This is a genomic window from Roseburia sp. TF10-5 (assembly GCF_003462365.1).
Lineage (GTDB): Bacteria > Bacillota > Clostridia > Lachnospirales > Lachnospiraceae > Roseburia > Roseburia faecis.
In genome coordinates, this window is record NZ_QTYW01000009.1 from 42,516 (window position 1) to 56,830 (window position 14,315).

Sequence of the window (14,315 nt, forward strand, 5' to 3'; positions counted from 1 at the left end):
GAGCTCTTTTTCCTCTTTATAATAGAGACATTAGAATCGGAATTGACCGAGCTGAAAGAGAAGGATGCTTGTTGCCCGAAAGACAAGAAGATGGAAGTAGAAGAAAACAAAAAATAATTTTTTATATGAAAGGCTGGTTGCAGAATGTCAAAACAAAATATTTATGATAATGATTTATTTTACGAAAACTTCGAGAAAATACGTAGCAAAGAAATCAATTTTAATGATATTATTGAAACACCAATAATATTAGGGATGATACCTGAACTATATAAAAAGAAAGTATTAGATATTGGATGTGGTATGGGGCAACATGCACTTCAATATTCAAAGAAAGGGGCGTTATCCGTTCTTGGAATTGATATATCGGAAAAAATGTTAGCATATGCAAGAAAAAATAATGCTGCCTCTAATATTGAATACAGAAGACTGGCTTTTGAAGAATTGGATGATTTAGAGGAAAAGTTTGATGTTATTACAAGTTCATTGGCTTTTGATTATGTAGAAAATTTTGAAAGGCTTATGAAACAGATTTATAGTCACTTGAATGAAAATGGCAAATGTGTTTTTTCGATGTCACACCCAATAAGTACAGCATATGATGGGACTTTTGACAGATATACCAGAACAGAAACTGGAGAAAGATTATATGCTAATCTACGAAATTACGGAATAGAGGGTAAGCGTGTTATTCATTGGGTAGTAGATGAATATGAACTTTATCATAGAACGATTTCAACATTAATAAATGATATTGTTTCTGCTGGATTTATTATTGAGGAATGTCAGGAATCAAAAGTACCAGAATCAATTAGAGAAAAGCGAGCAGATATGTTTGGAGGAGTTATTCATCAGCCAGACTTTATTTTTTTTAGGTGTGGAAAGAAAAATTAATATTTTATCTATGTAAAGAACCCGACAAATTCAAGTTTGTAAGGAACAGAAACTTTGAAGTTATAGGAGATTAAATATGATTTGGCAACAGGATATACAGGACGCTATTTTTAAACATATAGCAGAACAAATGAAATGTAGTGTAGATGAATTACATTCTGGTGAAACTAATTTTATCATGGACGAAACTGTTTCAAAACGCTATGTAAAAATTCTTAGTGTAGGTGATACAAATGTTGTAACAGTATCTAAAAATATTTATTCGGAGGCTATGAGATGCCTTCGTGGAAAAAACAGAGATGAGTTGTATGAGAGCGATTTTGTATTTGGTCAAACATTGCATTATGTTCCGGATTTAAGTCAAATGTCCATATTACCTTATACTAATGATTTTACATTTGAATTACTGGTTAGTGATGAAATTCAAAAATTGCGAGGAATACATGGTTTCGATAATTCATTATCATTTGACGAAGATGGTAATACTACGACATGTATTGTTCTATATGCAAAGAGAAATGACGAAATTGTTGCATTAGCAGGAGCCTCAATTGTAGATGATGACTTACGTGAGATTGGGATTGATGTAAAAAAGGAGTATCGTAGAAAAAACTTGGCTTCATTATTAGTACATAATTTGACTGTTGCAATAATGGAACAGGATAAAATCCCCTTTTATAGTGCTTCTGTAACAAATATAGCATCACAGGCAGTTGCAATTCGTAGCGGTTATATGCCATTATGGACAGATACATATGGAACTAGAGGTATTTGTTGATAGGAAGAACTGATAACAAGGTGAAATTCCAGGTTGTCGGATTGTAAAGGCAGAGCCTTACGCAAGGTGCAGGAGAAAGACTCCGCTCGGGTTAAGGGCGAAGCGCCTTAGCAGGTCAAGGGTGCAACCATTGCCCAGTTAGTGGCGTTTCGCCACTAAGTACTGGGTATTACTTGCAGCAGAGCTTCACAAGTTTTGGCAACTTCGTTGCTGTTCCCTTCGGGAAAATAATTAAATATTGTTGTTATTAACAGACTGAGTAGAGAAATTTACTTGGTCTTTTTTTGTAGAAAAGAAAGGAAAGATATGAATGAAAGCAACTAGACATAATGGAAGATCAGGTAAGCATTGAAAGAATGTCCCAAAGCCTTTATTTTTAAAAACAAATTTTGTTGGAGCGGATCCGGAAAAAATTAAAATGGTTACCAGCGTGTTTAGGCGTACAATCGCCTGAAACCGGATGGAGAGATAGAAAAAAGTCGAATGGGTGTAAGTTTACGTTGACAACTAAAACAACATGGTGTATATATGTATATATACACATACACAGACGGAACAAAACTTTGCACGAATGAAAATACGAGGTAAAGGCATGGAACAGACAATGATCAAAACCGAGAACGTATCCAAGAGATTCGGTTCATTTGCATTACAGGACATCCATTTTGAACTTCCGGCAGGTTATATCTGCGGACTGATCGGGGAGAATGGTGTGGGGAAAACCACACTGTTAAACATTCTGGCGGGACTTTATGAGTACGATGGAACGATTTCTATACAGGAGAAGGAGTACCGTACAAATCAGATGGAATTACAGCAGGATATTGGATTTGTGTTTCATGAGGAATGGTTCGATAACTGGGATTCTCTGATCGCAAACAGCAGGCATTATGGAAAATATTACAAAAATTATGATGAGACACTGTTAAAGGAATATCTTAAGAGATTCCGGTTGGATGGAAAGAAAAAATATAAGAAACTGTCCAAGGGAGAAAAGCTGAAGTTTGCATTTGCTTTTGCGCTGGCGCATCATCCGAAACTGTTGCTGCTCGATGAGCCGGGGGCGAATTTTGATCAGACCTTCCGTGAAGAATTCCATCATATTTTAAGAGAATTTACCGCGGACGGAACGAAGAGTGTGATCCTCTCGACACATATTACTTCGGATGTGGACCGGTTTGCGGACTATCTGCTGTTGCTTAAGAAAGGCAGACAACTGTTGTATGGAGATATCGAGTCGGTTCGTGATGCATACCGGATGGTGGCAGGCGAGCGTCATGCGTTGAGGGCTTTTGGCGGGCGGCTGGTCTATATGGAGGAGACACCGGTGGGCTGCAGTGCTCTGGTCAAACATGATCACGCGGAGTATGACCGGGCACTTAAGGTGTGGGAGCCGGACACGGAGGAACTGATGTATTATCTGGCGAAAGGAGCGGAGCATGGAAGAGGCAATCAAATATAAGAATGTGATCAGAGAATATTTTCTGGAATATAAGAACCGTGATCAGGTATTGAAAAGTATCTTTTATGTGATCCTGTTTGGCGCATCGTTTTTGCCTTTTGTATTTGGCAGTGCAAAGGAAGGGCTTGGGTATATATGGCTCATATTTCCGATGGCTCTTGCGCTGTTTGCAGCAATCACACATACGAGTGCCCTGCCGACGATGCTGTATCTGGTTCCCGGATCGAAAAAGCTGCGCGAGGAATATATCCGGAGAATGTTAAAGGTTAAGATTGGCCTGCCGCTTGCGTTGTGTGCGGTAATCGATATCATCCTGCTGATCGTGCAGCCGATGATGATAAAAGGCGTGATCCTGCAGCTGGTAACGGTGTTCTTTATGTCCTATTGTGTGGGAATTACAAACGACGGACTGGTCTGGCGGAATAATGCGTCGCGGGCAGCTTATGGGCAGGTAAGTTATTTTAACGGACCGATCACGGTATTCAGTGTGATCGCAAGCTGCGTGATGATTGGCATCTGTTCTTCGGAGATTACGAATGTGGAATTTTGGGTTGCGCTTGTTATTTATCTCATCATTTACGCACCTCTTTCTTATGCGCTTCACAAGCGTTGGGGTGGAATCAGAGAGAAACTCGCCGTCTATGAACTTGCAACGAAGGAGGAGACATGGGACTGGTAATCGTCATTGAACCGCATGGAACGTATGCCATCTACGAGCAGATCGTCAATCAGATCAAGAATCAGATCATATCCGGTGAACTGCAGCCGGACGAGGCGCTGCCGTCCATTCGGGGACTGGCAGCGGATATCGGCGTCAGCGTGATCACGACGAAGCACGCGTATGAGGAACTGGAGCGGGAGGGACTGATCCGTTCCGTTTCCAATAAAGGATTTTATGTGTGCAAATACAACACGGATTATCTGCACGAAAAGCAGCTGATGGAATTGGAAAAACGCCTGCAGGAGTGGATTACGCTTGCAAAACAGGCGGGACTTGGAACTGAGGATATTCGTGAGATGCTGGAGGGATTGTTGTAAGATGGAAGATATTATTTTTTCTGCGAAGCAGGTACAGGGGAAGAAAGCGTTATTCGGCAAAGGCAGGTTCGCTTTGCAAAATGTGGATTTTGAACTTCCAAGTGGATATATTATGGGAATCATCGGGGAAAACGGTGCCGGAAAGACGACATTCTTCCGCTATATTATGGAGGAAAAGAAGCATTATCGCGGCAGCTTTTATCTGGACGGAACCGACATCGCGGAAGATCATGCGTGGTCGATGAACCGGATCGGATTTGTCTCTGAGGAGCGGTTGTTTTTGCGGCAGAAGAGTGCAAGAGAGAATGCAAGGATGCTGGGCAGCTTCTATGATACCTTTGATATGGATCAGTTTGCTGCGCTGATGGAACAGATGGATCTTACCACGGCACGGACCGTGGAGAAGATGTCGCGCGGTGAGAATATGAAGTTTCAGCTTGCATTTGCACTCGCACACAAACCGAGGCTTCTTCTTTTAGATGAGCCGACTGCGGGGATGGATCCGATCTTCCGCAAGGAATTTTACAGGTTGCTCCGGCAGCAGTTGGAAGTGCTGGACTGTTCCGTGATCATGTCGTCGCACTTAGAGGATGACATCCGGAAAGAATTTGATTATATCGGACAGTTTGAGCATGGGGAATTTACTTCGTTTTATGAGAATGCATAAGGCGTTGTGGCAGTGAAGGTTATGCGGTGAGACGGCAATGGTTGAGTGAAGTGCAGAAAAATGTGCTTGAATCGAAACACATGGGTATTATGTGTAAAAGACAGGAGTGTCGAGGATGACGATAGAGGATAAGAAGCAACAGGAAAATTTGAAGAATTTTGACCGGAATTTAAAGGAGAGCACGGACCAGCTGGCATGGTTTTTATACTGGATGTTTGCAGCTGTTGTGCTAGTGTTAGGGATGACGCTGATTTTTGATGGAATCTTTTATCGGGATGCGTGGCTGATACTGAGCTATGTGTGGATGGTCGTTTTTATGGATAACTATGTATTGGCACCGTATCAATGGAGCAATGAAGCCTTCAGCCGGAGGATGCAAAAATCGGATGCGGTTTCAAAAATACTTCGGTTTGTTCCGGTTTCGGGAAAAAACTACATCCGTGTGAGGATGCAGTATCTTTGGAAGTTTGTGTGGAAATTTGGCGCATTTGCCATGCTGATCGTGATCGGAAGCATGAGCTTTACGCAAAAAATTTCTCTTGTGAGGGTGATGGAAGGTGTTCTTTTATTTTTGACCGGACCGATGCTCATTGGGTATATTGAGTTGAAGGAATCACTTTTTTGCAGATAATGCCTAAAAGAACAAAGTGCCTGACACAATAAACATCATATAATATGCTGAATTCCCTCACAGATCTTGCGGGCAACCACCGGATTGTTCATGGTATACAGGTGAATTCCATCGGTATCGTTTGCCAGCAGATCAATGATCTGGCTTAACGCATACGACATACCCGCATCAAATAAAGCTGCCTTGTTATCTTCAAATCTATGAATAATCTTCTGGAAACGCTCCGGGAAAGAAGCTCCGCACATCGTAATCATTCGCTTGATCTGCGCGGCATTGATGACCGGCATGATGCCAGGAACAATTGGCACATTGATATCCGCAATCCGGCAGTCCTCCACAAAACGGTAAAACTGTGTGTTGTCAAAAAACAACTGGGAAAGCAGCACTTCTGCTCCGGCATTTACCTTTTCCTTCAGGTGTCGGATCTCTTCAATCTTATTGGCAGATTCCGGATGACATTCCGGGTAGCAGGCACCTAAAAAGCAGAAATCCCCCTTCGGTTTCAGATAGGAAATGAGGTCGGATGCATGCTTAAAATCATCTTTTTCGGTAAGATCCGGATTTCGGTCTCCGCGCAGTGCCAGCACATTCTGGATGCCTTCTGCGGTAAGGATTCTGGCAAATTCATCAATTTCTGCCCGGTTGTAATGCAGGCAGGTCAGGTGCACAACCGGCTCCACATGGTAGTTCTGCTTAATCTTTTTGGCAAGTTCAATCGTGCGGTTACAGTTTAAGCTGCCGCCCGCACCAAACGTCACGCTGATAAAATCCGGCTGCAGTTCGCACAGCACATCAAGTGTCGCATCAATATTTTTCAGTTCACTGTCCTTTTTCGGAGGAAATATCTCAAAAGATAAGCTTTTTTTATGATTACATGCGTCAGAAATTTTCATTTTAATACCGTCTTTCGTTCAAAATTATTGTAATTATCCTGATTATAGCAGGAAAAAATAAAACTGTACAATACATAAATGATGCATTTCTCCATAGATTCAGGTTATAGCAGGAAAAATCAGCGATACGATTGGAATCAACACGGCGCGGGTAGCAGTTCTTTTAAGAAAAATGGAGTCCAAAGATCTGATTGGAAAAGAAAAAAGAACACATAGTTTTACAGATAATGAACATAATAAAATTACAGCGTAAAAATGCAACAATTCTTATAAGAGAGTTGCATCCTCTGGATGAAGGGGAATAAACATGGAGGTTCTTATGCTGAAACTGAGCTTGAAACCGGGCGAATACATTACATTGGGAGATAACATTAAAATTATTTTCTCTGGAGGCTCTGCCAACAACATACATCTGCTGGTGGATGCACCGCGCGAAATAAATGTTGCCAGAAACAGTGCGGGCAAAGACAAAAAGCCATCGCCTTATTATAAAGAAAAAGGAATTTCAAAAACAGCACAGCGTGAGATTGCAGAAATCCTCATGCGCGAAAAGCGCAACCAGTCGCATGTCAGCGGGGAGGAGACCGTGACATACAAAAAACGGTAATAAGCAAGGCGATCCTGGGGACATATAGAAAATTTTTGCTCTGTTATGTCCCACTTTTTTGGCACAGTGGGACATATAGAATCATTCCTTTGCATTATGTCCCTTATGTCTGCGGCAATGGGACATATAGCGTTTTTTCTGGCATATATGTCCCGGTAAACAAAAGAAAAGGGACATAGTGAGTAAGTTTTCATGTATATGTCCCAGCGAGCAAAAGAAGAGGGACATAGCCGATAAGTTTCCGTGCATATGTCCCACAAGCAAAAGAAGAGGGACATAGCCAATAAGTTTTTATACATATGTCCCGAAAGAGAGAAGAAAAAAATTCAGCCAGCAGATTTTCACACATATGCCAATATCCAGAAGGCAATGTGCATAAAAAATCCCGCCACAGAGGGAGGAAAAGATATTCTGTGGCGGATCTATAAGAAAAATCGCTTTCGCGAATTGTTTTTAGTCGGAACTGACAGCACCCCAACACCGTTTGTTAAAATACAACAGCCCCTTTTGTTTTGATGGTTTTATATTACCAGTGCATTATGAACAGGTTGTGACAACATGCTAAAGAGTTTATGAAAATTCGAAATAACTTATAAACTTAGGTATAAATTTCTCAGCATGATTCCTGGGCAGCAGGCGATTTTTTAAGGGTTCCCCAGATATGTCGATTCATGGACATCTAGTGTGTGATTGCTTATACAAAGACTTTTCTGTGCAAATCCGGAGATATCCGAACATTAAAATTTCCCTGTCCGAACAAGCCTCTTAAATCAATGTAAGTCGAGAATTACAATGAAAAGATTGGAGCAAAGTGACTCTTTTTACCCGTCCCCGCCGCTTTGGAAAGACATTAAATATGAGGATGCAAGGTATCGTATCACAGAGCTGGCAGGAAGAGAGGCACAACGTTTTTCATTTTTGTCAGAGAGTGACAAACTATCTGATAATGAAAAGGAGCAGTATCAGGCAATTGTCGCATTGCATAATGGCAAATATTCTATGGATGAGAATATACTGACATCAAGCATATATATACTGTCACATTTATTGCATAGGCATTATGGACAAAAAACCGTAATCATTATAGATGAATATGATGTTCCACTGGATAAAGCGTTTCAGAATGGCTATTATCGGGAGATGGTTTCACTCATCAGAGGACTTTTCGGAATGGCTTTAAAGACCAATGATAGTCTGCAGTTTGCCGTTTTAACAGGATGCCTGCGTATTCCCAAAGAAAGTATTTTTACAGGACTTAACAATTTCGAGGTTTTGTCGGTTTTAAATGTTCCGTATGATGAGAGTTTTGGATTTACGGACAATGAGGTTGAAAAACTTCTGGATGATTATACGTTTTCAGACCACTATCCGGAAGTTAAGGAGTGGTACGATGGTTATCATTTCCGAAACACCGATATTTACTGTCCGTGGGATGTTATCCGGTATTGTAAAAGCCTGTGCGCAGATTTATAGACAAAGCGGATGTCCAGACCAAAAACGAAATCGAGCGTCTGATTGCAGGAGAATGCATTGAAAAAGAAATCTCGTTGGAACTCACATATGATGAGCTTGATAAAAGCATTGAAAACCTGTGGAGCGTACTTTTTACTACCGGATATCTGACGCATCAGGGACGTACAGAAAGCGGAAAATACCGCCTGACTATTCCAAACAGGGAAATTAAAAACCTTTTTATAAAGAAAATCAGGGAATTGTAATCGAACTCAAATATGCAGAAAATGGAGATGTGGATGCTGCATGTGCCAAAGCACTGGAGCAGATAGAGGAAAAAGACTATGTGGATAGGCTGAGACAGGATGGAATGAGAAACTTTATCAAGTACGGAATTGCGTGTTTTACGAAGGATTGTAAGGTTGTGGTTGGAGAATAACAAAAATCTCTTTACAAACCGCAGAAGATATGCTAGATTTTTATACAAGCTGATTGTCCCGTTTGTTTCTGCAACCGGAAATGGGGGCATATGTTACACACAAAAAAGAACTTCTTAAAGTCAGCACTGGCTGTCTTCTGCATGGTTTCCATGCTTTTATTCTCCAGTTACAACGGAATCACAACAGTATATGCTGCCAGCGGATACGAATACGTTCTGCTGACAAAATACAGTAAGACCATGAAAATTGGAGACGAGTATTATCTGACTGCGATCACTTCTACCGGAAAGAAACCAAAGTTTTCTTCGAGTGATTCCACAGTCGCGTCCGTGAACACTTATGGAAAGATCACGGCGAAAAAGGCCGGTAATGCTACGATCACTGCAAAAATTGCAAATGGGGAGGCAAGCTGCAGGGTTACAGTTGAAAAAACGGTCATTACATTAAGTCAGAAATCCATATCCTTGGAGAACGGATATACGGCCCGGCTGAAAGCCGAGACATCAACCGGGCATCCGGTCACGTACAAATCCGCCCGCTCGAGCATCGCCTCGGTGGATGAAAACGGCGTGATCACAGCGAAAAAACCGGGTGAAACTACCATCACGGTCACGGCAGATAAAACCTCCCAGACCTGTAAAGTGACGGTAAAGCAGCCAACGGTCCGGCTGGACCGGACATCCGCATCCCTTTACCGGAAGGGGACGCTCCGGTTATCCGTTTCTTCCACATCCAAAAGTATTCCCATGTGGAAAACAAATAAAAAAAGCGTAGCCACGGTGGACAATGAGGGCAGAGTTACCGCTGTAAAAAACGGAACAGCCATCATCACGGTCACAGTCGACGGTGTCAGCAAAACCTGTGAGGTCACGGTAAAGAAGCCAAAGATTACCGTCGGACAGGAACAGATTTCGTTAACGGCCGGCGAAACATGTCAGCCGAAGGTAACGGTATCCTCCGGCAACAAACCGGAGTACTACAGTTCAAACACAAATGTTGCCACGGTAAATGAGACCGGTGTGATCACAGCCATCGGCAGGGGACGTGCATATATTTATGCGAAAGAAGATGGCACGAAGGTACGCATGACAGTAACTGTCAAAGAAAAATAATACTACAGGAAGCAGAACAAAATTATGGTCTGTATGACAGACAATCTGCGGATCATAACCAAAGGGACAATCAGCGAAAGATATTGATGATGCATATATACAATGATATAATTGAAAGAAATGATGGAGAATCGGAGAATAATATTATACGGGGAGGAATGATTATGCTGAGAGTAGATTTTACATTTGACAAAAAAATAATAGAAAAAAATGGATATACAATGTCAAATATTTATGAAACTATAAAAATGGAATTTGATAAAAAAAATATTTCATGTGTGGCAGAAGGAGAAGTCCTTTCTTTCGGTGCTGGAGAAAAGAAAAACGATTTTTCTGATATGTGGACGATTATTATGCGCCTGACACGTTCTAAGTGGTTTTTGAATTATGCAACATCCTGCACATGGAACGAAAATAATAAAAGTGAAGATGTTTTAGCGCAAATAAAGAGAAAACAGATGATAAGTGCATAATATGGAAAATAAAACAAAAAACGGTTCAAGCCGAAAACAAATTACTTTTGATTTGAGCCAGAAGGACTTGGCAATAAATTATCCGAGACCTAAAATAACCATCAATCCCAAGTTTTATAAAAAGGCATATCGGGACATAAGCCAGTTTATGAAAATGAATGGATTTGAACATAGACAATATTCTGTCTATACTTCGAAGAATAGCCTTACAACATATGGTATTGTAGATCTTATGGAAAAGCTTTCCCAAAAGCTGCCATGGTTATATCTTTGTATAAATGAAATTGATGTCACTGATATAGAGGAACAGTATAGTGTTAAGGGAATTTTAAGAGAATTTATAAATCAAGAAGAAATACTCATTATTAAAGAAGAAATTCCGAAGGAGGAAAAATGAATTCGGTGGAAAATTATGCCATACGCTACTTAGAACCCAAGGATGTGAAGGATCTGGACCAGTATAACGCGCTGTTGCGCTATACCTTTCAGGTAACGGAGGATGAGTTGACGGCAACCGGATGGAAAGATGAAGAGATCAAACAGTCGAAGTTCCCGGTACTGGAGCGTGCGGATGTGCTGGGATGTTTTGATGGGGATACCCTGATTTCCCAGTTTGCCGTATATCCATTGAAAATGAATATATACGGGGAGGTATTTCCCGTTGGATTTGTTACGAGTGTTTGTACATATCCGGAATATACCGGGCAGGGCATTATGAAAAAACTGATGTATCAGAGTCTGGAACATATGAAACAGCAGGGAAGACCGTTTGCCCTCCTGTATCCTTATTCCATACCGCTGTATCATCATCTGGGCTGGGAGATCATATCCAATAAAATTTCTTTCAATATCAAGGATCGGCAGATTCCGACGAAAGTAAAAGCACCCGGGTATGTACGGCGTGTGGACTGGGACAATACCGATTTTCATGAGCTGCATTCGCATTTTGCATCAATCACACACGGCTGCCTGTTCCGGAATGCACTGGCGTGGGAGGAATACTGGCGCTGGGATGAGGACGATACGAACGTGGCAGTTTACTATAACACCAAGGACAAGCCATGCGGATTTATGGTCTATCTGATCAAAAACGATATCATGCATATCAAGGAAATGATCTACTTAAACCGCGAGGCAAAAAAGGGGCTGTGGGAGTATATCCACGCGCATGATTCCATGATCGATGCGGTGCATGGCTATACCTATTTCAGCGAACCGATTGCGTTTGAGATGGATGATGGGGATATCAAGGAAACGATCCGGCCGTATGCCATGGGACGGATTATTGATATCGAGAGCTTTTTACAGGATTATCCATGTGATCCGGATGGCGGAACACTGTATATCGAACTTGAAATTGAGGATCACCTGCTTTTGTGGAACAATCGCAGTTTTCGGCTCTGTTTTTCCGATGGAACATGTATGCTGACCGATGAACCGGCAGAGTATAAGTTAAAAATGGAGATAGGTACGCTGACTACCCTTTTACTGGGATACAAGACGGCTGAGCGTCTGTATGCCCTTGAACGCATTGAAGGAAAGCAGGAAGCGGTAGACCGTCTGGATGATGTACTGTTTCATAAAATTCCATATATTTCCGATTACATCTAAAAAATTCAGCATGGTATGTTATAATGGAAAGTGAAAATTACCGGGATACCGTTCTGCAGATACCGGTACTGGATGATTTTCGGAATACATAAGGGGACTACTTATAAAAACAACAGAAAAAATGAGTTTGGGAGGCAAAGGATTATGAAATCAGTACGGACAAAGCTTATAGCATCTATTTTGATCTGTTCTCTTTTTACATCGGTGCTGATCGGGGTGATTGCAATTTCAAATTCTGTGCGGACAGCCGGAAAAGATGCAATGACCATGATGCAGCTTACAGGGCAGAAGAAGACCGAAGAGATCAATTCCACGATTCAGAAGATTGAGCAGTCGGTGGATACGCTCAGTGAAGTTGCAATGAGTAATTTTGACTATGATTCGTTCCGGCAGAGCAAGGATTATGCGGATACATACACCGAGACGGTACAGCAGGCGGTGCTTGATTTTGCAAACCATACAAATGGGGCAGTGACGGTATATCTGCGGTATAACCCGAATTACTCCAATCCGACATCCGGTGTTTTTGCACAGCGTCAGTCAGTTGACAGTGAACTGCAGTGCCTGACACCGACGGATTTTTCCATGTATGATGAAAGCGATGTGGAGCATGTCGGCTGGTATTACCTTCCGGTACAGGCAAAGGAAGCTATCTGGATGTCACCGTACATGAATGAAAATATCAATATTTACATGATCTCATACGTTGTGCCGTTGTTTGCAGAAGATGGAACATCGATCGGTATTGTTGGTATGGATATTGATTTTTCACAGATTACTGATCTGGTGGATGAGACAACCGTATATCAGTCCGGCTATGCATTCCTGACGGATGCTTCCGGTTCCATCATGCATCACAAAAATGTGGATGAGGGTACAGTCATTACCGATCTGGACAGCTCCTTGAAAAAGGGTGCAGATTTTCTGGCAGAGGATGGCAATCAGGGGAAAACCTTAGAGTATACTTACAAAAATGTAGACAAGAAGCTGGCCTTTTATAATCTGGACAATGGCATGAAGCTGGTGCTTACGGCACCGGTGTCGGAGATTTATTCCGAGGCATACGGACTTGCAAAGATGATTATTCTTGCAATGATTGTTGCATTTATTCTCTCGGCAGTGATTGGTATTGTTATGGGTACCGGCTTAACAAAGCCAATCCGTCAGCTGACTTCTGTGATTGAGCAGACCGCTGCATTGGATTTCCGCCCGACAGAGGCTGGAGCAAAGCTGCGGAAGCAGAAGGATGAAATCGGGGATATGGCAACAAAGATCCACGATATGCGAAAGAAGCTCCGGGCGATGATGGAAAACCTGCAGCAGACGCAGCAGGTTTTGGAAACAAATACCGGAAATTTAAACCAGCTTATGAAACAGAACAGCGCTTATGCGGAGGACAATTCGGCGGCTACGCAGGAACTGGCGGCAGGGATGGAAGAGACCAGTGCAAATGCGGCGCACATTGTGGAAAACGTTGGAATTATGAGAGAAAGTTCCGACAATATCCAGCGGCTTGCAGAGGATGGAGAGAAAAATTCCGGACAGATCCAGGAGCGTGCCGGAGAGATGGAGCGGATCAGTACGGAGTCCCGCCACAAGACAGACCAGATGTATGCGGTCATGAAACAGAAGACGGATGCCGCTGTGGAGCAGGCGAAATCCGTACAGAAGATCAATGCGCTGACAGACAACATCAAACAGATTTCTTCCCAGACAAACCTTCTGGCATTAAATGCCAATATTGAGGCAGCCAGGGCTGGCGAAGCGGGCAGGGGATTTGCGGTTGTTGCTTCCGAAATCGGAGATCTGGCAACGCAGACACTGGATACCGTTTCCACAATTGACGAGATTGTAGGAGAGGTCAACAGTTCGGTTTCCAATATGACCGAATGCCTCACAACGATTATGGAATTTCTGGAACAGACCGTTCTTGGGGATTATGAGCATTTCGCACAGGTGGGGGAGCAGTATCATGCCGATGCGGACACATTCCAGCAGATCATGCAGCAGACAAAAGAAGCAGTGGATGCATTAGAGCAGCACATTGGAGAGATCTCTTCTACCGTATCAGAGATCAACTCCATGGTGGAACAGTCCACAGATGGAATCAGCGGTATTGCCGAGAAATCCGGCAGTACGCAGAACCTTGTAACCGAGGGTTACGACAAGCTGCAGGAGTGCACACAGTCCGTCAATGTGATCCGGGATTTTGTCGCGCAGTTTCATTTGGATTGAAAAAGGAAATTTTACATCGGAA

General features: G+C 42.3%; 18 protein-coding genes. 16 read left to right on the forward strand and 2 right to left on the reverse strand.

Annotated features, from left to right (window positions below; translation table 11 throughout):
* Nucleotides 1–144 precede the first annotated feature (144 nt).
* The 7 genes from DXD06_RS10095 (at nt 145) to DXD06_RS10125 (ending at nt 5,470) form a co-directional block, all read left to right on the forward strand.
* Nucleotides 145–894 carry a class I SAM-dependent methyltransferase gene (locus DXD06_RS10095; RefSeq protein ID WP_015554079.1) on the forward strand — a complete coding sequence of 250 codons (750 nt, stop codon included), beginning with the start codon at nt 145–147 and terminating at the stop codon, nt 892–894.
* 76 nt (nt 895–970) lie between these two features.
* Nucleotides 971–1,672 carry a GNAT family N-acetyltransferase gene (locus tag DXD06_RS10100; RefSeq protein WP_117831539.1) on the forward strand — a complete coding sequence of 234 codons (702 nt, stop codon included), beginning with the start codon at nt 971–973 and terminating at the stop codon, nt 1,670–1,672.
* A 604-nt stretch (nt 1,673–2,276) separates the two neighbouring features.
* A complete protein-coding gene (locus DXD06_RS10105) occupies nt 2,277–3,134 on the forward strand; it encodes an ATP-binding cassette domain-containing protein (protein WP_442969667.1) in 858 nt (285 codons plus the stop codon).
* Entirely contained in the window at nt 3,112–3,813 is a 702-nt protein-coding gene (locus tag DXD06_RS10110; RefSeq protein WP_117831541.1) for a hypothetical protein, read from the forward strand. The genes DXD06_RS10105 and DXD06_RS10110 overlap by 23 nt, the downstream gene beginning before the upstream one ends.
* Nucleotides 3,801–4,172 (forward strand): GntR family transcriptional regulator, encoded by a 372-nt coding sequence (locus DXD06_RS10115; RefSeq protein WP_022045205.1) that lies wholly within the window; start codon nt 3,801–3,803, stop codon nt 4,170–4,172. Before DXD06_RS10110 ends, DXD06_RS10115 begins: the two co-directional genes overlap by 13 nt.
* Nucleotide 4,173: 1 nt before the next feature.
* Nucleotides 4,174–4,839 carry an ATP-binding cassette domain-containing protein gene (locus DXD06_RS10120; RefSeq protein ID WP_022045206.1) on the forward strand — a complete coding sequence of 222 codons (666 nt, stop codon included), beginning with the start codon at nt 4,174–4,176 and terminating at the stop codon, nt 4,837–4,839.
* A 115-nt stretch (nt 4,840–4,954) separates the two neighbouring features.
* Nucleotides 4,955–5,470: a hypothetical protein gene (locus DXD06_RS10125; RefSeq protein ID WP_117831542.1), complete on the forward strand. Its 516-nt coding sequence runs from the start codon at nt 4,955–4,957 to the stop codon at nt 5,468–5,470.
* 35 nt (nt 5,471–5,505) lie between these two features.
* Here the strand turns inward: DXD06_RS10125 and metF are convergent, their stop codons facing one another.
* Nucleotides 5,506–6,363 carry a methylenetetrahydrofolate reductase [NAD(P)H] gene (gene metF, locus DXD06_RS10130; protein ID WP_117831543.1) on the reverse strand — a complete coding sequence of 286 codons (858 nt, stop codon included), beginning with the start codon at nt 6,361–6,363 and terminating at the stop codon, nt 5,506–5,508.
* 319 nt (nt 6,364–6,682) lie between these two features.
* On the opposite strand from metF, the gene DXD06_RS10135 reads away from it, so the two are divergent.
* Entirely contained in the window at nt 6,683–6,970 is a 288-nt protein-coding gene (locus tag DXD06_RS10135; RefSeq protein ID WP_055264196.1) for a carbon storage regulator, read from the forward strand.
* 694 nt (nt 6,971–7,664) lie between these two features.
* Here the strand turns inward: DXD06_RS10135 and DXD06_RS18145 are convergent.
* Nucleotides 7,665–7,730 carry a toxin-antitoxin system HicB family antitoxin gene (locus DXD06_RS18145; protein WP_155175954.1) on the reverse strand — a complete coding sequence of 22 codons (66 nt, stop codon included), beginning with the start codon at nt 7,728–7,730 and terminating at the stop codon, nt 7,665–7,667.
* 32 nt (nt 7,731–7,762) lie between these two features.
* Here DXD06_RS18145 and DXD06_RS18150 point away from each other — a divergent pair, with 32 nt between their 5' ends.
* The 8 genes from DXD06_RS18150 to DXD06_RS10175 all read left to right on the forward strand — a co-directional run bounded on the left by DXD06_RS18150 (nt 7,763) and on the right by DXD06_RS10175 (nt 14,293).
* Nucleotides 7,763–8,443: an AAA family ATPase gene (locus DXD06_RS18150; protein ID WP_330418191.1), complete on the forward strand. Its 681-nt coding sequence runs from the start codon at nt 7,763–7,765 to the stop codon at nt 8,441–8,443.
* Nucleotides 8,428–8,688 (forward strand): hypothetical protein, encoded by a 261-nt coding sequence (locus tag DXD06_RS18155; protein ID WP_330418192.1) that lies wholly within the window; start codon nt 8,428–8,430, stop codon nt 8,686–8,688. Before DXD06_RS18150 ends, DXD06_RS18155 begins: the two co-directional genes overlap by 16 nt.
* A 29-nt stretch (nt 8,689–8,717) precedes the next feature.
* Nucleotides 8,718–8,861: a hypothetical protein gene (locus DXD06_RS18160; protein ID WP_330418193.1), complete on the forward strand. Its 144-nt coding sequence runs from the start codon at nt 8,718–8,720 to the stop codon at nt 8,859–8,861.
* 90 nt (nt 8,862–8,951) lie between these two features.
* The gene (locus DXD06_RS10155; RefSeq protein WP_117831545.1) at nt 8,952–9,974 is read left to right on the forward strand and encodes an Ig-like domain-containing protein; all 1,023 of its coding nucleotides are present in this window, start codon (nt 8,952–8,954) and stop codon (nt 9,972–9,974) included.
* A 164-nt stretch (nt 9,975–10,138) separates the two neighbouring features.
* Complete coding sequence (locus DXD06_RS10160) at nt 10,139–10,447, forward strand: hypothetical protein (protein WP_147343623.1); 309 nt, start codon at nt 10,139–10,141, stop codon at nt 10,445–10,447.
* Nucleotide 10,448: 1 nt separating this feature from the next.
* Nucleotides 10,449–10,844: a VapD family protein gene (vapD, locus tag DXD06_RS10165; RefSeq protein WP_117831547.1), complete on the forward strand. Its 396-nt coding sequence runs from the start codon at nt 10,449–10,451 to the stop codon at nt 10,842–10,844.
* A complete protein-coding gene (locus DXD06_RS10170; protein ID WP_055067398.1) occupies nt 10,841–12,058 on the forward strand; it encodes a GNAT family N-acetyltransferase in 1,218 nt (405 codons plus the stop codon). The genes vapD and DXD06_RS10170 overlap by 4 nt, the downstream gene beginning before the upstream one ends.
* Before the next feature lie 144 nt (nt 12,059–12,202).
* Nucleotides 12,203–14,293, forward strand: coding sequence for a methyl-accepting chemotaxis protein (locus tag DXD06_RS10175; RefSeq protein ID WP_158569516.1), 2,091 nt, complete (start codon nt 12,203–12,205; stop codon nt 14,291–14,293).
* The last annotated feature ends 22 nt before the right edge of the window (nt 14,294–14,315 follow it).